Source organism: Trichothermofontia sp., from assembly GCF_053493415.1.
Map to the genome: position 1 here is coordinate 41,267 of NZ_JBRCAD010000158.1, position 19,016 is coordinate 60,282.

Below are 19,016 nucleotides of genomic sequence, written 5' to 3' on the forward strand. Positions count from 1 at the left end.
ACTATTGAAAATGACACCATTCGAGGACCCGGTTCCAGGCCCACCAGGGATCGCGATCGCCACTGACCTGTTGACTGGCACGACTACTCAGATAGCCTACATGCCCCCCATAGCGGGTAAGGCACAGGTGCAGGGCGGGGTTGCGATCGCACACCGCTTGCAGGTCAGGCACGATCGTGGGATCAAACAGGGGATCGTCCACCGCATAAAGGATCAACGTGGGCAACTGCACGTGGGGTAAAAATGGGAGGGGACTGCTGGCGGCGTAGTAGTCCTCCACACTGGCAAACCCCAGGCGGGGAATGACCAATTCCTGGTCAAAGCCCCAAATGCTTTGGGCACGGGCAATAGCAGCCGGGTCCAACATCCCCGGATGGGCGGTGGCGAGGTCTTCGGCAAGGCGATGCAACGAGCGGGCGATCGCTCGCTCGACGTAACGTCCTAGGGGATGGCGCATCAGGTATTGCAGCGATCGTTGGGAATCCAAACTGGGGCACACCACCGCTGCCCCACCCAAATCTTCAGGGTACAAACCAAGGGCACGACTGGTAGGACTGAGATCCTGCGCAGCCTTCACGCCCCAAAGGGCCAACTGGCCGCCGAGGGAATAGCCCACAAACCAAAAGGGAGGCGGACACCCTAGGGCTTTCGCTTGGGCGGCAATGCGCACGAAATCCTCCCCCTCGTACAGACCATCAGAGGTGAGGGTGGGGGACAGTTGCGCCGTTTGCCCGTGTGCCCGCCAGTCGAACAGGACAACGGCCCGCCCCTGCGCAAAGGCTTTGCGGCCTAGAATTTTCAAATACCACTGATCCTCAAGGCTGCCGGTAATGCCATAGGTGGCGACGATCGTCCCCTGGGGGCACGGGGGAATGGCCACTCGCCCAAAGATCGGGACCGCCTGAGCGCCGCGAAAGTAGGCATCCTGGTAGTTTGGCTCCGGTTCTTGAACCTGGGTTTGCCAACGTTTCCCTAGCCAGAGGGCCGTATAGAGGGTCATGGCAAGGCCCTGGCGCAGGGCTAAGGGGGGCCAGTAGCGCTGGCTAAAGGCCACGGCTAGTGACTGGCCGGTCAGGTAGTTGGCGGATTCGGTCGCGCTCGTTATCGTTGGCATGGATAAGGACACGGGGCGGTTATCGGGCCGTTATTGGGCGGTTATCGGGCCGTTATGGAGCAATCGTTAGGAGCAATTATGAGGCCGTTACCGTAATCGTGCCCGTCATCCCGGCTTCCGTGTGGCCGGGAATCGTACAGCGCAGGGTATAGCGACCCGGTTTCTGGGGGATGAAGACCCATGCCGCCGTGGCACTGGGTTTTAGCTCCAGTTCGTGAATCGCCCCTTTGATTTCCACTTTGCCCGCTTCGACCTTTTGGCTCCAGATGGCATCGGCGAAATCCTTGGCGGTGAAGTAGTGCTTTTGGGGGCTGGGGTTGGTCAGGACCAGTTTGTAGCGCTGACCAGCCGTGAATTCTAGCGCATTGGGGAAAAACTTCAGGGCTCCGGCCTCATTCCCCAGACTGACCTCAATGGGGATCGGGGGCTGGGCGATCGGGTTATTGCTCGGAGCCGCGATCGCGGGGGATCGTCCCAACCCAGCCCACGCCAGCACCATTCCTAAAACCAGGATCAGGATGCGGCGGTGGCAACCTTGACAGTACCTCTGGATCATTTGCATTGCTGACTTGCCTCACATTCGCCATTGCGCACTAGACGGGTCGGTAACCCACCTCACCTCTTTAATTTCAGAGGTATTCAGAGGCAGCTTTATTCAGAGGCAGCCGAGGCAGCTAACCGACACGGTCTGTTACGCTTCTTTTAACGTTACCGCATCCCCAATCCGCAAAATTTTTCCGGCTTCGGTGGAGGCAATGCGGGTATTCACCGCCAGCCGATAGAAATGGTTAAAGCGGGATCGGGCCACAGTCTCAGGTAAGGTGGCCGATCGCTGGGCAATAAACTGCTGCTTAAAGTCGGGTAAAACTTCCCCCGTGAGGGGGTTACGCGTCGGCACAATGCAGCGTTGGCAGGGGTTAATCCCTTGCAGGTGGACTGGACCAATTTGGAAATCCACCGGGCGATCGGGATCATCGCGATAGAGGTGATCTTCCCAAAAGGCTGGGACTGCGGCAATCTCCAGATTTGTCCGAAATCGCTGGCGTACCTCCAGGAGTGAGAGGGCTGTCGCCGCATACCAACGGGTAACTTCAATGAGGGTGGTCGTACTCACCACCGTGGGGCCGTAAGCTTGGGGATCGTCGGGGAACCCCTGGTGTTGATTTTGTTGCAGGGTGACGGTCATTCCTAAAAAGTCACTCAACCAGGTGGCCAAGTGCGATCGCTCGGTATCTAGGTGAAAGGTCGATGCTTGGTCGGTGTCCTGAACCCGCAAAGTAGTAGTACGAGACATGAGGTCAAAAGTGGCTCGGATGCGGTGTAACTGGGGGTAGCGTTTGCCATTGACCCAGTGCCCTGCGGTGTCCACGATCGCAAACTCGCGATCGTGGCGCAACGTCCCCCCCGGTGATAGGGCCACCTTCGTAACTTCCACCCCATCCAGCGATTTGATCGGGTAGACAATAATATGACTGAGAACAGGCGATTTGCCTTGGGGTAGGTTCACGTGACAACACGGCTAAAGCCTAACAGTATACGCATCACGGATGCCCGGCACCTTGAGGATTTCAGCAACAATCCCTTCCGGTAAGGGATCATCGATACTCAGGACCATCACCGCATCCCCCCGCACAATTTTGCGACCCACCTGCATACTGGCAATATTGACGTTAAAGCTCCCCAGCAGGGACCCAATTTTACCAATAATCCCTGGCATATCGCGGTGGCGGGTGAACACCATAAAGCGGCTGGGGGCAACACTCACGGGGAAACCATCAATGCTGGTAATCCGGACTTCGCTATCGCCCAGCAGTGCCCCGGTGACCGTATGCTCGCCCAGGGACCCGGTAGCCGTCAGGCGCAAGGAACCTGAATAGTCCCGCACCGACTCATCCCGGGTTTCGACGACGCGAATCCCCCGTTCCCGCGCTTCTAAGGTGGCGTTGACGTAATTCACCCGTTCTTGCAGGGCTGGGGAGAGCAGTCCCTTGAGGGAGGCAACCACGATCGGCTGGGTTTGGGTACTGGCCAATTCACCTTGGAGTGAGACATTTAGCGACTCAACCCGACCGCCAACCAGTTGCCCCACCAGGTTGCCCAGGGTTTCCGCCAGTTCTAGATAGGGTCGCATTTTCTCCAGAATGTCGGGATAGAGGCCGGGAATATTCACCGCCGAACGAGCCGGTAGCCCCAGCAGGACATCCCGAATCTGTTCGGCAACGTCAACAGACACATTAGTTTGGGCTTCCGCCGTGGAGGCTCCCAGATGGGGGGTTAGAACAATTTGCTTCCCGATCGCCCGCAGGGGTGAGTCGGCTTCCAAGGGTTCATTTTCAAACACATCCAGGGCTGCCCCCGCGATTTGACCGTCCGCGATCGCCTTGGCCAGGGCGGCTTCATCGATCACGCCCCCCCGCGCACAGTTGATAATCCGGGCCGTCGGCTTCATCTTGGCTAGGACTTCCGCATTGATTAAATGGGCAGTTTCCTTCGTCTTGGGAACGTGCAAGGTAATAAAATCCGATTCCTGGAACAGGAGTTCCAAATCCACCAGCCGACAGCCGATCTGCTCCGCCCGTTCCCGTGAGATGAAGGGATCATAGGCCAAGAGTTTCATTTCCATTGCCTTGGCGATCGTGGCGACATGGGAGCCGATTTTACCGAGACCCACAATCCCCAGGGTTTTCTTGTACACTTCCGTCCCAATGAATTGATTGCGCTGCCAGTCCCCCCGTTTCACCGAAGCGTTGGCATCGGGGATATGGCGGGCTAGGGAGAGCATCATGGCCACCGCATGTTCCGCAGCGGCGATCGTATTGCCCTCCGGCGAATTCACCACCACAATGCCTTGCCGGGTAGCCGCTTCCACATCAACATTATCTACCCCAACCCCGGCCCGACCAATGATCTTGAGTTGGGTACCGGCTTCAATCATGTCCTTAGTGACCCGCGTCCCTGACCGGATCATCAGCGCATCGTACTCTGGCATGATCCGCACCAGTTCCTCCGGCGGCAGGCCGACCTTCACATCCACCTGGGCAACTTGTTGCAGGATATCAATTCCGGCTTGATCAATGGAGTCAGAAACAAGGACCTTGGGCATGGGTTCAACAACGATTAAGGAGTAGAGGCTAACCCCACGGGCTGACAAGGGGTTGAGGCAAGGGGCTGATCCCGTCCAACCGTGGGATCAGAAGTAATCAGAAGTAGGCGCGATCGACAATGACAGCGATTACCAAGACAGCCACACGACTACCGATACATCATTTTACTGTGTTGCGGTCCTGTGTTGCGGTCCTGTGTGGGGCATCATGTTGCTCATTCGTGCCCATTGGGGATGGGGATTATTGACCGATCGCTGGTACTGGAGTGGGGGACTGGGGCAAGATAGATCAACCCCAGATAAGACATCTACCCCCCCGATGAGCGAACGCGCCCTTTGGTTGGCTTGGTCCCGAATTGAGGGCCTAGGCACTACCCTCATCCGCCGTTTAGAGCAAGAATTTGGTTCGTTAGCCGCTGCTTGGGAGGCCGATCGCGTTGCCCTAGGCCGTGTTGAGGGCATTGGTCCCCAATTGCTGGACCGGATTGCGATCGCCCGTCGAGATCTCGATCCGGTCACCCTCCTTGCCGAGCATCAACGCCAGAATCCCCACTTTTGGCTCCCGATCGATCCCGATTATCCCCGCCTGTTGCTGCAAATCCCTAGCCCGCCCAGTGTTCTGTATACCCAGGGGCCGGTTGATCCCGCAGAAGTGGCTGGGCAAGTGCCGCTGATCGCGATCGTGGGCACCCGTGAACCCTCGGAGTATGGACGACGCTGGACCCGACGCATTGCCACGGCCCTCACGCGGCAGGGGGTTGTGATTGTCTCCGGTATGGCAGAGGGCATTGATACAGAAGCCCATACGGCGTGTTTGGACGCAGGCGGTCGCACGATCGCAGTGCTGGGTACCGGCGTCGATCAAATTTATCCTCGCCGCAACCGGGAACTCTATCACCGCATCCTCAAGCAGGGCTGGGTCACCAGTGAATACCCGGCAGGCACCCAACCCGATCGCCTGAATTTTCCTCGCCGTAATCGCATCATTGCGGGATTAGTCCGGGCCGTGTTGGTTATGGAAGCCCCGGCTCGGTCCGGAGCGTTGATCACGGCTTACCAAGCCAATGAGTTTGGTCGGGAGGTCTATGTACTGCCCGGATCGTTGGATAATCCGCGATCGCACGGCTGTCTGGGCCTACTCCACCGGGGTGCCCAAGTCATCCTGAACGAGGGCAAACTCCTGGAACAATTGGGCGCAATCCCAACCTTAGACAGACCTCCCATCCCTGCACCTAGTCCCCCACCCCCGCACCTGGCACCCCACTTGGCCAAGGTATTAGCTGCCGTTACCACTGAGGCCGCATCCCTGGATCAAATTGTGCTGGCTACAGGCATGGAGACGGGCATTGTCAGTAGTGCGCTCATGCAGTTGGAAATGTTGGATTTGGTCACCCAATTACCAGGACTGCGGTACCAGCAAGCCCATTAGCCTCTACAGTTGGCCGCAATCGGCGATGACCACGGGCTGGCTGGTGCGACCGCTAGCACTACCCACCTGCTCCATCTGGCGGACCACCTCCATGCCCTCGATGACACGGCCAAAGACCACGTGTTTACCATCCAGCCAGGGGGTGGCCACAGTGGTGAGAAAAAATTGGGAGCCGTTGGTATTGGGACCCGCATTCGCCATACTCAGCAGCCCCGGTCCCGTGTGCTTGAGTTGAAAATTCTCATCCGGGAAGGTCCGTCCGTAGATGGACTCGCCACCCGTGCCGTTGCCCCTGGTGAAATCGCCCCCTTGGCACATGAAGTCGGGAATAATGCGGTGGAAGGCCGATCCCTTAAAGTGCAGCGGTTTACCAGCGGTCCCCATGCCCTTCTCCCCCGTACACAGGGCACGGAAATTTTCAGCCGTCTGGGGGGCGACATCGGCGCGTAACTCCATCACAATGCGTCCAGCGGGCTGGTTACCGATCGTGATATCAAAAAAAACCTGGGGATTGGTTGCGTCAGTCATACCATCTTCCAATAGATTGCCAATAGATTGCCGATAGATTGCCGATAGATTGCCGGTATTGACCGGCGGGTTGCCAAGAGCGGGTTAGGGTTACGGAATACAAGGCGTAGCTAGCGTGATACCCATGACTTTCGCCTGGATGGACCAGTGGACCGTTCCCCGTCATCTGCGGCTATTGTGCCATTGGCTGGACACAGATACCAAACGTCCCCCGTTGGGCGCGTTCCCGATCGCCCTTGGCTTGGGGCAAGACGCCTCACAATTTGCGGTAAAGATAAAAAAAAAGTAAAAAAGTAATAAGGTGAATCTTGCCAACGGTTTATCCCTGTCAAATCCTGGAATCTACATGCAGGCTCCTTCTATCCCCCCATCCCCTAATGCGGAGGCACCCCTCCAACTCCTGCTATTTGTAGATAAACGACCCAATTCGAGGGAGCAGATTCGGCAGATTCGCAGCTATCTCAAGGAGCTTGACGCCCGCTTCGACTACGACCTCCAGGTGATTGATGTTAGTGAACAGCCCTACTTGGCAGAGCACTTTAAGCTGGTCATTACCCCTGCCCTGATCAAAATCCACCCTGAACCCCGCCAAACCTTGACCGGCAATAACCTGGTCGTGCAGATTGGCAACTGCTGGCCTCGGTGGCAACGATCGGTGGAAGATTATCTCACCGCCTGCCAAGCGCAAGCCACTCCCCTAGAGGCAGCCCCCAATGCCGCCTGTGTGCCATCGATCCTCAATGCGGCTGAGTTAATGCGCTTGTCCGATGAGATCTTCCGTCTGAAACAAGAGCAGGAGGAATTGAAGGAGCAGCTTCAGTTTAAGGATCGCATTATTGCCATGCTGGCCCACGATCTGCGCAATCCCCTGACGGCTGCCGCGATCGCGGTTGAAACCTTGGAACTGAGTCAAGATCCCAACGATGTGCGGGCTTCGCGTCTGACACCGGCCCTGATGAGTCAGTTACTTAAACATGCCCGGACCCAAATCCGCGAGATCGATCGCATGATCACTGACATTTTGCAAGCTGCGCGGGGCAATACGGCAGAGATTCGTGTGCAACCCCAAGTGCTGAATCTAGGACAATTATGTGCCTCTGTCTTTGAACAATTTAAAGAAAAGCTGCAACTGAAAGCCCAACGTTTAGAAACCGATATTCCTAGTGATTTACCGTTGGTGTATGCCGATCGCGAATGGGTACGACAAGTACTATTGAACCTCCTGGATAATGCGAGTAAATATACCCCCGAATCCGGGACAATCCAAGTTTCGATCCTACACCGAACAACCCAGAAGGTACAGGTGAGTGTTTGTGATAATGGGCCAGGCATTCCGGAAGCCGATCGTGAACGAATCTTCCAAGAAAAGGTGCGCCTCAAACGGGATGAAGAGCAGGAAGGTTATGGGTTAGGGCTATCCCTCTGTCAACGGGTAATTCGTGCCCACTATGGCCAAATTTGGGTGGATTCAGTCACTAACCAAGGCAGTTGTTTCCACTTCACCCTGCCAGTTCATCGCAACTAAGAAATTGTGATTTTGATTGACCTATTTGATGGGTAATGGTATGCCATCCGAATCCGTATGAGACCCTATTTAACTGTTCCCATTCAAGATTGTGGTGAACCCTTGGTTGAAATTGATCCGATGATCGCCCGGATTACCCCCCACCCCTATCAACGTCTTGGCGCTCCCTATGACCATCATTCGCCCTTTTACTTGCGCCAATCTGTCCACGAGCGCCTTCTCGCCGCCCAGGTCCACCTCACAGCCCGCCAGCCCGGTTGGCGGCTGCAGGTTTTTGATGCCTACCGGCCCCTAGCAGTCCAGCAATTTATGGTGGACTATACCTGTGCCCAGATGGCTAGGGCGCAGGGACTCGATCCCTGTCACCTCACCCCCGCCCAGCAGCAGGCAATTGCCACCCAGGTAGCGCAATTTTGGGTGACCCCCAATCCTGATCCGGCCTGTCCGCCGCCCCACAGCACTGGCGCAGCCGTAGATCTTACCCTTCTAGATGCGGTCGGCAATGCGGTGGCAATGGGTAGCGCGATCGATGAACTCTCCCCACGTTCATATCCCGACTACTTTTGCGACAATCCCGAGCCCCAAGCCCAGGCATGGCACCGATCGCGCCAACTGCTGCGGGAAGTGATGCTTGCCGCTGGTTTTTGCCAACACCGTTACGAATGGTGGCACTTTTCCTATGGTGATCAGATGTGGGCTTGGTTGACAGCGGCGACTGATCCGAGCCAGCCCCCCATTGCCCGTTATGGTCGTCTTGTGCCCAAGCACGACAACCCTGCGCACCGGTAGGATTGACGGCTGGCTAACCCACCTACTTCCCCTGCCAAATGCCCAATTCCCCTGGCAAAACTATCCGGATCGATAGCTGGGTTTCTCGTATAGAGAGGTGGTAGATGCACCCTGATTACCAGCTCCTGACGACCCGTCGGGGGCTTTTTATTGGGGTTGGCGACGTTGCGGGCGTTGGCCAGTCTGGGTCTTGGGCTGCTTGGAAGTGCCGTCGCTGGGTTGGGGATACCCTATCCCTGCCGCCAGCATCGGCCCCCGGTCAATCCAGTCAACCGTAATAAAAGGCAATTTCCTTTGCCTTGAGGGGTGCGAAGTCAGCCTCCACTAGCATTTGATCTAATTCAGCTTGGGGGATGTGTTTGGCACCAATCCGGACAATGCGCGATCGCATTGTGTTGGAAACCCCACTCCGCTGCCGCTGACCTTCTAGGGCCATGACCTTTTGGTAAAGGGCCAGTTTAGCCGGGGGAATCGGGGTGCCATCGAAGTCAATCCCCTGCGCGATCGCCCGATCGATCGCGTCCGCCCCGGTGGTGTTGCCTGAGGCATGATCAGTCATAGTCTGGAATTAGGAAAACAAACAGCCCTCCAATTCTAGGGGATTGGTAGGTCGATCGGGCCATCATGCCATCACAGTTATTGGCACCACCCCCTGAGTCCCATCGCCCCTAGGTCAGGCTAGAAGCCGTAGCGACCATAGGCCATTTGACTCGCCAGGGTGTTAATCAGCGTGGTGAGGATCGGATTCAGCAGGAAAATTGCCAGCATGGGTGAAAAGTCTAGCCCCCCCAACGGTGGGATAATTGCTCGAAATAGGTTCAGGTAAGGGTCCGTCAACTGGCTCAGGATCGAAAAGGGGGGGTTGTACCAATTCACGTTTGGGAACCAGCTTAGGAGAATCCGAATAATCAACAAGACCAGGTAAAATTGCAGTGCCGTTGACAGGGTGTCAAAAAGTAAGGGCAGAGGAGAATTCATAGGGACAACCGTTTTATGCAAAAGTCGCCAAGTCGGCTACAGCGTTCCCATTTAGTTTAACCAATCCCTCCCCCGATAGAACAGCGCCTTTCTGGAACTGTATGCTGCGGATAGCCAGATGGCATTTGCCCCAACGGCTGCCGAGTGGTCTGTCAGTCGTAAACTTGAGGGTTGTAGATAGGCGCTAAGATCCTTCGACAGAAGCTCTCAGGATGGCCGGAACTCATTCGTTTCTCCTAGGGAGACGCGACGCGAACGGGCTGAGCGGGTCGAGAACACTGATCCTAAGCATGGCAGCCCACTAGGCCCGTTTGGACAATCCAAGTTATTTGCAGCTATTTTCAACGTCTTCTCATGCTGAGCCGCACATTATGACCCCTGCCCGTTCTCCCCGTTGCCTCTTGATCACTGGTGGTGCTGGTTTTATTGGTGCCAATTTTGTTCACTACTGGCACCGTCACTACCCGGACGATCGTCTGGTGGTCCTGGATGCCCTCACCTATGCGGGTAACCGCCACAGCCTTGCCCCTTTGGAAACTGCTCCTAATTTTCGCTTTGTCCTCGGCAATATTTGCGATCGGGAGCTCGTGGAGCAAGTCCTGCGACAGGAGCAAATTGATACCGTTGCCCACTTTGCGGCAGAGTCCCACGTCGATCGCTCGATTTTGGGACCCGCTGCTTTTGTCCAAACCAACGTCGTCGGGACCTTTACCCTGCTTGAAGCTTTCCGGCAACACTGGCGCAGTTTGGGGCAACCCGACACCTACCGCTTCCTCCACGTCTCTACAGATGAGGTCTATGGGAGCCTAGGTCCCGATGATCCAGCCTTTACCGAAGTCACCCCCTATGCCCCCAATAGCCCCTATTCCGCCTCGAAAGCAGGCAGTGACCACCTCGCACGGGCCTACTTCCATACCTATCAACTGCCTACCCTCATTACCAATTGCTCCAATAACTACGGTCCTTTCCACTTTCCAGAGAAGCTGATTCCCCTCTGCTGCATTAACATTTTGTTGGGGAAACCATTGCCGATTTATGGGGATGGTCAAAACGTGCGCGACTGGTTGTATGTCCAGGACCACTGCCGTGCCCTAGAAACGGTCATCCACCAGGGCCAGCCTGGAGAAACCTACAACATTGGGGGCTGTAACGAGGTCAAAAACCTGGATCTGGTGCAGATGTTGTGTGATCTGATGGATGAGTTGGCCCCAGCGTTGCCCGTGCGCCCCAGTCGCCAATTGATCACGTTCGTCAAAGATCGACCGGGCCACGATCGCCGTTATGCCATCAACGCCACCAAACTACGCACAGAACTGGGCTGGGAACCCACCGTGACCGTGGCTGAGGGACTGCGCCAGACGGTGCGATGGTTTCTCGATAACCGGGCTTGGTGGCAACCGCTCCTATCGGCGGAGTACCAGGACTACTACCAGCAGGTCTATGCCCGGTAGCCATGCCCACGCGGCATAACCGCCACAAAACTTAACAGCAGTGACGTCAGCAAATAATTTTCTCTGGGTATCCCCGCTTTGGTAGACTTGGAAACTGGGATCGTAAAGGATACCTGACCGAATCATGGTCTTGCTAATTTGCCAGTTGGGTTGCAGCTTGGCGAGTTCACAATGACGCAAAAAGACGCAAAATTTGCCTTGGGGAGGTAGGCTCTGTGGAAAATACCATTGGCTTAGAGATTATTGAAGTCGTTGAAAAAGCGGCGATCGCCTCGGCCCGTTGGATGGGTAAGGGTGAGAAAAATACCGCTGACCAGGTGGCGGTAGAGGCCATGCGGGAGCGGATGAACCAAATTTACATGCGTGGTCGCATTGTGATTGGGGAAGGGGAGCGGGATGAAGCCCCGATGCTCTATATCGGTGAAGAGGTGGGCATTTGCACGAAACCTGATGCCAAGAACTACTGCAACCCCGATGAATTGGTGGAAATTGACATCGCGGTTGACCCTTGCGAAGGTACCAACCTGGTAGCCTATGGCCAGCCCGGTTCAATGGCGGTCCTAGCAATTTCGGAAAAGGGGGGTCTCTTCGCTGCACCCGACTTCTACATGCGTAAGTTGGCAGCGCCAGCAGTGGCTCGCAATCATGTGGATATCCGCAAATCAGCCACGGAAAACCTGAAAATCCTGGCCGATTGTATGGATCGCTCGGTGGAGGAACTGGTGGTGGTGGTTATGGATCGGCCTCGCCATAAGGAATTGATCCAGGAAATTCGGCAGGCGGGGGCACGGGTGCGTTTGATTAGTGACGGCGACGTATCAGCCGCCATCTGCTGTGCATTTTCTGGCACCAATATCCATTGTCTGATGGGTATTGGGGCGGCGCCGGAAGGGGTGATTTCAGCGGCAGCGATGCGCTGTTTAGGAGGACACTTCCAAGGTCAACTGATCTATGATCCTGACGTGGTCAAGACCGGTCTGATCGGTGAGAGCAAGGAAGGTAATATTGCTCGCCTGAAGGAAATGGGGATTGATGATCCCGATCGCGTTTACAACGCGGAAGAACTGGCCTCTGGGGAAACCGTCCTCTTTGCGGCCTGCGGGATTACGCCCGGTGTGCTGATGGAAGGGGTGCGTTACTTCCACGGGGGGGCACGGACCCAGAGCTTGGTCATCTCCAGCCAGTCGAAGACCGCCCGCTTTGTGGATACGATCCACATGTTTGAAGAGCCGAAGTACCTCCAGTTGCACTAAGCAACGACTGGGGGGTTAACGCCCTCAGCCCAGCCTAACCTAGTGGGATAGCGATATGGGCTGTCCCACAGGCCAACTGGATCACGACTTCTGTCTGAATGATCTAAATTACGAGCACTTCTCCAGGGGCCTGCCATGCCATAAATCCGGGCTTGGAGGTTAGTGTACCGTTGTCATCACCTGAAACCGAAGCTGCCTGTGGGTGTGTTTCCACCCGGATAGCCTGAAGCCTGACGGGCGCAGCCTTGCCTAGCAACAACTTGATACACTGGAATAATTCCCCCCTCTCGTTAGCAACACGTTATTAACCTGTTATTAACCTAATGAATATTGCGGTCATTGGCCTCAGCCACAAAACAGCAACGGTTGAAGTACGAGAAAAACTCAGCATTTCTGAACTCCAGATGCAGGCGGCGATCGCCCAGATCAAAGCTTGCCCCCACATTGATGAAGTCGCGATCCTGAGCACGTGCAATCGTCTTGAGATTTACTGTGTTGCCTCCGAAACGGATCTCGGCTTACGGGAAGTCATGCAGTTTTTGGCTGAACATAGTCAGATCCCCTTAAACGATCTGCGCCGCCACTTGTTCATTCTCTTGCATGAAGATGCCGTGATGCGCTTAATGCGAGTAGCGGGCGGGCTGGATAGCTTGGTGTTAGGGGAAGGCCAAATCCTCTCCCAGGTGAAGCAGGCCCACAAACTGGGGCAGCAATACCAGGGCATCGATCGCATCCTTAACCGGTTGTTCAAGCAGGCAATTACGGCGGGTAAGCGGGTACGCACGGAAACCGAGATTGGGACTGGTGCAGTTTCAATTAGTTCGGCAGCGGTGGAATTGGCCCAACTTAAGGTGCAGGAACATGCGGCCTGGGCGGAGCGCGACGGTCACCAGGCCAACACTGCCGTTCTGACCAAATCTTTAGAGGACCATCGGGTCACGATCGTGGGTGCGGGTAAAATGGCTCGGTTGCTGGTGCAACACTTGGTGTCTAAGGGGGTCAAAGAGATTACGATTTTGAATCGATCGCGTCCCCGTGCGGATGAACTGGTGCGTCAGTTTTCGGGCAATGGGACAACCGTCACGGCTCTATTGATGGAGGATTTGCTGCCCGCACTCCAACGCTCTGACATTGTCTTTACCAGTACGTCGGCCACTGCTCCCATTATTGATCGCGCCTTGTTGATGTCGGTCTTGACACCCCAGCAAGCCCTCATGCTGATCGACATTTCTGTGCCCCGTAACGTCCACGCCGATGTGGAAACCCTGGGGCAGGTAAAGTCATTCAACGTGGATGATCTTAAAGAAGTCGTCGCGCAAAACTACGAAAGTCGGCGACAAATGGCCCAGCAGGCGGAAGTGCTCCTGGAAGAGGAAGCCGAAGCTTTTAATGCCTGGTGGCAAACCCTGGAAACAGTACCCACCATTAGCAGTCTGCGGGATAAGGTCGAAAGTATCCGGGAGCAGGAACTCGAGAAAGCCCTCTCACGGTTAGGGTCAGAGTTTGCTGAAAAACACCAGGAGGTGATTGAAGCCTTAACGCGGGGGATTGTGAATAAGATTCTCCACGATCCAATGGTGCAGTTACGGGCACAACAAGATATCGAAATGCGGCGACAGGCGATCGAAACTCTGCGGCTTTTGTTTAACCTAGATGCCGAAGCGATCTCCCAGGGTTAATGCTCTAACCTGTGACCTGCGGGTACCCCTGTCAGATTTAGAGATGGGGGCTTAGCTACTTTGCTGTAAGCAGGCATCTAACAGCGAGGGTCTGAAAATCCAGTTTGGTAAAAGCACCGCTGCGACTCACTCGCTCGCTGAAGAGGGCAATCACAAAAAACTTAGGGCAAGTATTCGACCTGCCCTAAGCTGCAATGGTTGGATATGAGCTGCAATGGTTGGATATGCCTTAATGCGTAGTTGCGGTCACCGACATCCTAAGACTTCAGCGCGTTCGCTCCCCCAACCACCTCCAGGATTTCCTGCGTAATGGAGGCTTGACGAGCCTTGTTATAGGACAGGGTGAGGGTCCCAATCAGTTGCGAGGCATTATCACTCGCATTGCTCATCGCCGTCATCCGGGCCGCTAGTTCACTCGCCGCCGACTCCTGCATCGCCCGCAGAATTTGATTACTCAGGTACAGGGGCAGTAAGGCATTCAGGATTTGTACCGGGTCCTGTTCAAAAATCATGTCCCGGGGTAGGTTCGGAGCCTGGGAGGTCACCCGTTCCCGTTCCACTTGAAACTGTCCCCCTCGCGTCGTCAAGCGGAAAATTTCATCGTCAGCGGTGGCTAAGCCTTGGGGATCTAAAGGCAATAGGGTTTGGACCGTCGCCCGGGAACTGATCAGCGAAACAAAGCGCGTATAGATCAATTCCACGCGATCGACATTCTCCGACAAGTATTCCGAAAGCACCTCATCCTGGATTGTTGTGGCTTCCTCCGCCGTGGGAATTTGTTCCAAATTGGCAAAAGTGACGCTAATCGGCTGTTCCCGACGTTGGAAGTATTGAATGGCCTTCCGACCAATCAAAATATACGAATATTCGATCCCTTGGGCTTGCAGTTCCTTCGCCCGCATTTCCGCCCGTCGAATGACATTCGTGTTGTAGGCCCCACACAGACCCCGATCGCCGGAAATCACAATCAGCGCCACTCGGCGCACTTCCCGCTCCCGGAAGAGGGGCAGGCTCACATCTTCAAACTTTAGACGGGCCTGTAGACCGCCCAATACCTGCGCTAGGCGATCGGCAAAGGGACGGGTTGCCAGCACTTGCTCCTGGGCACGCCGCACCTTTGCTGCCGCCACCAGACGCATTGCTTCAGTAATTTTTTGGGTATTTTTGACAGACTTAATGCGATCGCGAATCGCTTTGAGATTAGGCATATTCCTCCAGGCTCTTTTGGCTAATCGGCAGTAATCAAGGGTTCAGCAAGGTCTACGGGGGAGGGCTGTTTTGAGTTTCGAGTTTTGAGTTCTGAGTTTTGAGTTCTGGGTTTTGGCTTTTGAGTGCTGGGAGACAGCCGGGACGGCTATCCCACAAGCGGTTTCTCAATCCAGACAGCCGGGACGGCTATCCCACGAGTCTGGCTTCTTCCCTCTCTTCTCTCTTCTCCCTCCTCTCCTCCCCCGTAAACCGATGCCCGCAACTAAACCGAGGCCATGAAGGTTTGCTTCGCTTCCGTGATCCCTTCCTTCAGGAGGGCTTCTGCCTCATCGCTCAGGACCTTCTGGCTTCCCAAGACCTCAACATACTTGGCCTTCGCCGTCCGCAGGTACTCCCGCAGGGACTTGAGGAACGCCGACACCTTGTCCAGCGGAATGTCATCCAGGTAGCCGTTAATCCCGGCGTAGATGATGGCGACTTGTTCCGCCAGGGGCAGGGGTGAGGATTGGGCCTGCTTCAGCAGTTCCCGCAGCCGTTGGCCCCGGGCTAGTTGGGCTTGGGTGGCCTTATCCAAGTCAGACGCAAATTGGGAGAACGCTTCCAGTTCATCAAACTGGGCCAGTTCCAGCTTGATCTTCCCAGCCACCTTCTTCATCGCCTTGGTTTGGGCCGCTGACCCCACCCGCGAGACGGAAATCCCAGGGTTCACAGCCGGACGAATCCCGGCGTTAAACAGGTCGGACGACAGGAAGATTTGGCCGTCGGTAATCGAAATCACGTTGGTGGGAATGTAGGCCGATACGTCACCGGCTTGGGTTTCCACGATCGGCAGGGCTGTCATGCTACCGCCACCGAGTTCATCGTTGAGCTTGGCTGCCCGCTCCAGTAAGCGCGAGTGCAGATAGAACACGTCACCGGGGTAGGCTTCCCGACCGGGGGGACGCCGCAGCAGCAGGGCCATCTGGCGATAGGCTTGGGCTTGCTTGGACAAGTCATCGTAGATCACCAGCGTGTGCTTGCCCTTGTACATGAAGTACTCGGCCATTGTCGCGCCGCTATAGGGAGCTAGGTATTGCAGGGTCGCGGGGTCGTTGGCGTTGGCCGCCACCACGATCGTGTAGTCCATCGCGCCCCGCTCTTGCAGGGTGCCCACAATTTGAGCCACGGTCGAGGCTTTCTGCCCGATCGCCACATAGACGCAGATCACGTCTTCCTTGGCCTGGTTGAGGATTGTATCCACTGCGATCGCGGTCTTCCCGGTTTGGCGGTCACCAATGATCAACTCCCGCTGTCCCCGACCAATGGGAATCATGGCATCGATCGCCGTAATCCCCGTTTGCAGCGGCTCACACACCGACTTCCGGGCAATAATTCCTGGTGCGGGCGACTCAATGAGGCGGGTTTCCGTCGTGTTAATATCGCCCTTGCCATCCAGGGGACGACCCAGGGGATCAACCACCCGACCGATCAGCGCGTCACCCACGCCAATCTGGGCAATCTTGCCAGTGGAGACCACCGTGCTGCCTTCTTCGATATCACGACCTTCGCCCATCAACACCGCACCGATGTTGTCTTCTTCAAGGTTCAGGGCGATCCCGATCGTGCCATCAGCGAATTCCAGCAGTTCCGAGGCCATCACCTTTTCCAGACCGTAGATACGGGCGATACCGTCACCAACTTGCAGGACCGTTCCCACATTGGAAACCTTGACATCCTGGTCGTATTGCTCAATCTGCTGGCGAATAATGCTGCTAATTTCGTCAGGTCGAATACTGATCATGGGCGTCTCTTAACTCTATATCTGGAGGACTGGAAAATCTGAAGAACTGGAAAACGAGAACTGAAAAGCGAGGACGGGAAAGCGAGAGAGGAGTGAGCGTTGAGGAGTGAGGAGTGAGGAGTTATCTCTCTTCTCTCTTCTCTCTTCTCTCTTCTCTGAGCGTCCCACCATCGCTATCGGGAACTCAAACTCATGCCAATACGCCGCAGTTGTCCCTGCAAGCTGGCATCAATGATCTGGGAACCAATCTGGATCACCACCCCCCCAATTAAATCGGGGTTGATCGCCAATTGCAGTTCCACTTCACTGGCCCCGGTCATGGCCATGATCTTTTCCCGGACAACGGCGATCTGGGCTTCGGTTAACGCGATCGCTGAGGTCACCTCTGCCAAGACGGTCTTCTTCAACTTGCGGAGCCGCGCTTGATACCGCTGGCAAATCCCATCCAGAAACGCAATCCGGCGACGATCCACCAACAACATTAAAAAGTTGAGCATATAGGGGTGAACCTGATCGCTCACCACCTGCCGCAATACCGCTTTCTTGGCATCATCTCCCACCAGGGGACTGCTCAGAAATTGGCTTAATTCGGCTGACGCCGCCAACAGGCTGCTCAACCCACGGGTATCTTCCCCGAAGCGATCGACCAAATCCTGGGCCTGGGCCAGCGACATTAATGCCTCGGCATACGGCTCTAATACGGAAGTTCCAATAACGCTTTCACTCATGTGCGATCTCCTAACAGGGCCAGACCTCGATCAATCAATCGTTGCTGCACGGTATCTGATAGCCGCGCCGGCAGTTGTTCCTCAGCCCGTTGGAGGGCCATTGCCACTACCCGCTGGCGTAGTTCCGCGATCGCCCGCTCCTGCTCGGCTTGGAGATCCTGGGTGGCAGTTGCCCGCAAGCGTTCCACATCCGCAGCCGCTTGAGCCAGGATAGATTCCCGCATGGTGCGGGCCGTCTCCTCCGCCTTAGCCAGGATTTGACTGGCTTCGGTTTGCGCTTGGGCTAGTTTTTGCTGTTGCTCAGCGAGGACAACGGCTGCCTCTTGGCACTTTTGCTCAGCTTCCTTAATTTCGCTTTCAATCTGGCTTTGCCGCTCCGCCAGGGTGTTGCCCACCAACTTGCGACCAAAGTAGACCAGAACCGAAATCGTAATTGCCAAATTGATTAAATTGGATTCGAGCACCTGCTCTAGCCCAAAGCCTGACTCCGCCGCTGCCGCCGTTGCCAGCCACAAAGTACTGTGCCAAATACTGTGCATGATCATGTGCATTGCCTCCCCGTGATCACCGTGCTGCCCCCGATCCCAGCAACTTGTCTAGGATCTGTTGGCTGAGCGCATCAATCTGGTTCTCCAGAGTTTGCAGCGCGGTTTGCTTTTGCTGATCAATCTCTCGCTGAGCTTGCTCACGCTGCTGCTGGGCTTCCTGTTGCGCCTCGGCCAGTTTACTCGCCATTAGCTTTTGCGCTTCCGCCTCTGCCGTCAAAATCACTGTTTGGGCTTGGCGACGGGTGTCGGCCAGTTCTTGCTCATACTGTTGGGCAAGCTGTTTCGACTTGGCTAGCCGTTCCTCGGCCTCTAAACGATTCTTACGCACGTAATCGGCCCGACCTTCGATCGCACCGGTTAAGGGCTTAAAGAAAGTGACATTAAGAATGGCCACTAAAATGACGAACTGAATCGCCATTAGGGGAAGCGTGGCATCCAGGTCAAACAACCCACCACCCTCGGCAGTTGCTTCGGCAGCTTCAGCCGCAATTAATAGTGTCCAGAGTGTCATGTTTACGTCCTGTCTGTCTGGGCAGGGATCAGGCTGCGAGGGGGGAATCCAACCTGGCCACCCCCCTAACCGCGATCGCCTGCAAGGGCATGAGAATTACCGAAACAGTCCCCTTGTGGGTTAGGCGAAGGGATTCGCGAACAGCAGCACGAGGGCAACCACCAAGCCATAAATGGTCAAGGCTTCCATGAACGCCAAGCTGAGGATGAGGGTACCGCGAATTTTGCCTTCGGCTTCGGGCTGGCGGGCAATCCCTTCGCAAGCTTGTCCAGCGGCAGTCCCTTGACCAATGCCAGGGCCGATCGCGCCCAGACCAATTGCCAAACCTGCTGCGAGAACGGATGCTGCTGTAATGATTGGGTCCATAGTAAATTTTCCTTCCAAGTAAACA

19 protein-coding genes are annotated in these 19,016 nt (G+C 55.7%); 6 read left to right on the top strand and 13 right to left on the bottom strand.

Features of this window, described 5'->3' with window-relative positions:
* Window position 1: 1 nt before the first annotated feature.
* From ACWIUF_RS13595 to serA, 4 genes are all read right to left on the bottom strand, one after another.
* On the bottom strand, window positions 2-1,114 hold the full coding sequence (locus ACWIUF_RS13595) for a YheT family hydrolase (RefSeq protein ID WP_448572975.1): 1,113 nt from the start codon (window positions 1,112-1,114) through the stop codon (window positions 2-4).
* Window positions 1,115-1,190: 76 nt separating this feature from the next.
* Window positions 1,191-1,676 (bottom strand): plastocyanin/azurin family copper-binding protein, encoded by a 486-nt coding sequence (locus ACWIUF_RS13600; protein WP_448572976.1) that lies wholly within the window; start codon window positions 1,674-1,676, stop codon window positions 1,191-1,193.
* A 129-nt stretch (window positions 1,677-1,805) separates the two neighbouring features.
* Window positions 1,806-2,621, bottom strand: a complete 816-nt coding sequence (locus tag ACWIUF_RS13605) for an MOSC domain-containing protein (protein ID WP_448572977.1) — start codon at window positions 2,619-2,621, stop codon at window positions 1,806-1,808.
* 12 nt (window positions 2,622-2,633) lie between these two features.
* The gene (gene serA / locus ACWIUF_RS13610) at window positions 2,634-4,217 is read right to left on the bottom strand and encodes a phosphoglycerate dehydrogenase (RefSeq protein ID WP_448572978.1); all 1,584 of its coding nucleotides are present in this window, start codon (window positions 4,215-4,217) and stop codon (window positions 2,634-2,636) included.
* 208 nt (window positions 4,218-4,425) lie between these two features.
* Here serA and dprA point away from each other — a divergent pair, with 208 nt between their 5' ends.
* Window positions 4,426-5,646 (top strand): DNA-processing protein DprA, encoded by a 1,221-nt coding sequence (dprA, locus tag ACWIUF_RS13615; protein ID WP_448572979.1) that lies wholly within the window; start codon window positions 4,426-4,428, stop codon window positions 5,644-5,646.
* 3 nt (window positions 5,647-5,649) lie between these two features.
* On the opposite strand, the gene ACWIUF_RS13620 is transcribed toward dprA, so the two are convergent.
* Entirely contained in the window at window positions 5,650-6,174 is a 525-nt protein-coding gene (locus ACWIUF_RS13620) for a peptidylprolyl isomerase (protein WP_448572981.1), read from the bottom strand.
* Between the two features lie 346 nt (window positions 6,175-6,520).
* On the opposite strand from ACWIUF_RS13620, the gene ACWIUF_RS13625 reads away from it, so the two are divergent.
* Together ACWIUF_RS13625 and ACWIUF_RS13630 are read left to right on the top strand one after the other, a co-directional pair.
* The gene (locus tag ACWIUF_RS13625; RefSeq protein ID WP_448572982.1) at window positions 6,521-7,699 is read left to right on the top strand and encodes a histidine kinase; all 1,179 of its coding nucleotides are present in this window, start codon (window positions 6,521-6,523) and stop codon (window positions 7,697-7,699) included.
* A gap of 57 nt (window positions 7,700-7,756) precedes the next feature.
* Window positions 7,757-8,488: a M15 family metallopeptidase gene (locus ACWIUF_RS13630; RefSeq protein ID WP_448572983.1), complete on the top strand. Its 732-nt coding sequence runs from the start codon at window positions 7,757-7,759 to the stop codon at window positions 8,486-8,488.
* 268 nt (window positions 8,489-8,756) lie between these two features.
* On the opposite strand, the gene ACWIUF_RS13635 is transcribed toward ACWIUF_RS13630, so the two are convergent.
* Complete coding sequence (locus tag ACWIUF_RS13635) at window positions 8,757-9,047, bottom strand: small RNA NsiR4-regulated ssr1528 family protein (RefSeq protein ID WP_448572984.1); 291 nt, start codon at window positions 9,045-9,047, stop codon at window positions 8,757-8,759.
* Between the two features lie 119 nt (window positions 9,048-9,166).
* Window positions 9,167-9,466, bottom strand: a complete 300-nt coding sequence (locus tag ACWIUF_RS13640) for a YggT family protein (protein WP_448572985.1) — start codon at window positions 9,464-9,466, stop codon at window positions 9,167-9,169.
* Window positions 9,467-9,837: 371 nt separating this feature from the next.
* On the opposite strand from ACWIUF_RS13640, the gene rfbB reads away from it, so the two are divergent.
* The 3 genes from rfbB (at window position 9,838) to ACWIUF_RS13655 (ending at window position 13,849) form a co-directional block, all read left to right on the top strand.
* On the top strand, window positions 9,838-10,917 hold the full coding sequence (gene rfbB / locus ACWIUF_RS13645; protein WP_448572986.1) for a dTDP-glucose 4,6-dehydratase: 1,080 nt from the start codon (window positions 9,838-9,840) through the stop codon (window positions 10,915-10,917).
* 215 nt (window positions 10,918-11,132) lie between these two features.
* Window positions 11,133-12,170, top strand: a complete 1,038-nt coding sequence (gene glpX, locus ACWIUF_RS13650) for a class II fructose-bisphosphatase (protein WP_448572987.1) — start codon at window positions 11,133-11,135, stop codon at window positions 12,168-12,170.
* 323 nt (window positions 12,171-12,493) lie between these two features.
* Window positions 12,494-13,849 carry a glutamyl-tRNA reductase gene (locus ACWIUF_RS13655; RefSeq protein WP_448572988.1) on the top strand — a complete coding sequence of 452 codons (1,356 nt, stop codon included), beginning with the start codon at window positions 12,494-12,496 and terminating at the stop codon, window positions 13,847-13,849.
* Window positions 13,850-14,106: 257 nt separating this feature from the next.
* On the opposite strand, the gene ACWIUF_RS13660 is transcribed toward ACWIUF_RS13655, so the two are convergent.
* The 6 genes from ACWIUF_RS13660 to atpE all read right to left on the bottom strand — a co-directional run bounded on the left by ACWIUF_RS13660 (window position 14,107) and on the right by atpE (window position 18,991).
* A complete protein-coding gene (locus tag ACWIUF_RS13660; RefSeq protein WP_448572989.1) occupies window positions 14,107-15,057 on the bottom strand; it encodes a F0F1 ATP synthase subunit gamma in 951 nt (316 codons plus the stop codon).
* Between the two features lie 263 nt (window positions 15,058-15,320).
* Window positions 15,321-16,838 (bottom strand): F0F1 ATP synthase subunit alpha, encoded by a 1,518-nt coding sequence (gene atpA / locus ACWIUF_RS13665; RefSeq protein WP_448572991.1) that lies wholly within the window; start codon window positions 16,836-16,838, stop codon window positions 15,321-15,323.
* Between the two features lie 173 nt (window positions 16,839-17,011).
* A complete protein-coding gene (atpH, locus tag ACWIUF_RS13670; RefSeq protein ID WP_448572992.1) occupies window positions 17,012-17,566 on the bottom strand; it encodes an ATP synthase F1 subunit delta in 555 nt (184 codons plus the stop codon).
* A complete protein-coding gene (locus tag ACWIUF_RS13675) occupies window positions 17,563-18,111 on the bottom strand; it encodes a F0F1 ATP synthase subunit B (protein ID WP_448572993.1) in 549 nt (182 codons plus the stop codon). The genes atpH and ACWIUF_RS13675 overlap by 4 nt, the downstream gene beginning before the upstream one ends.
* Window positions 18,112-18,130: 19 nt before the next feature.
* A complete protein-coding gene (locus tag ACWIUF_RS13680; protein WP_448572994.1) occupies window positions 18,131-18,625 on the bottom strand; it encodes a F0F1 ATP synthase subunit B' in 495 nt (164 codons plus the stop codon).
* 120 nt (window positions 18,626-18,745) lie between these two features.
* Window positions 18,746-18,991, bottom strand: a complete 246-nt coding sequence (atpE, locus tag ACWIUF_RS13685) for an ATP synthase F0 subunit C (RefSeq protein ID WP_265903084.1) — start codon at window positions 18,989-18,991, stop codon at window positions 18,746-18,748.
* Window positions 18,992-19,016 lie beyond the last annotated feature (25 nt).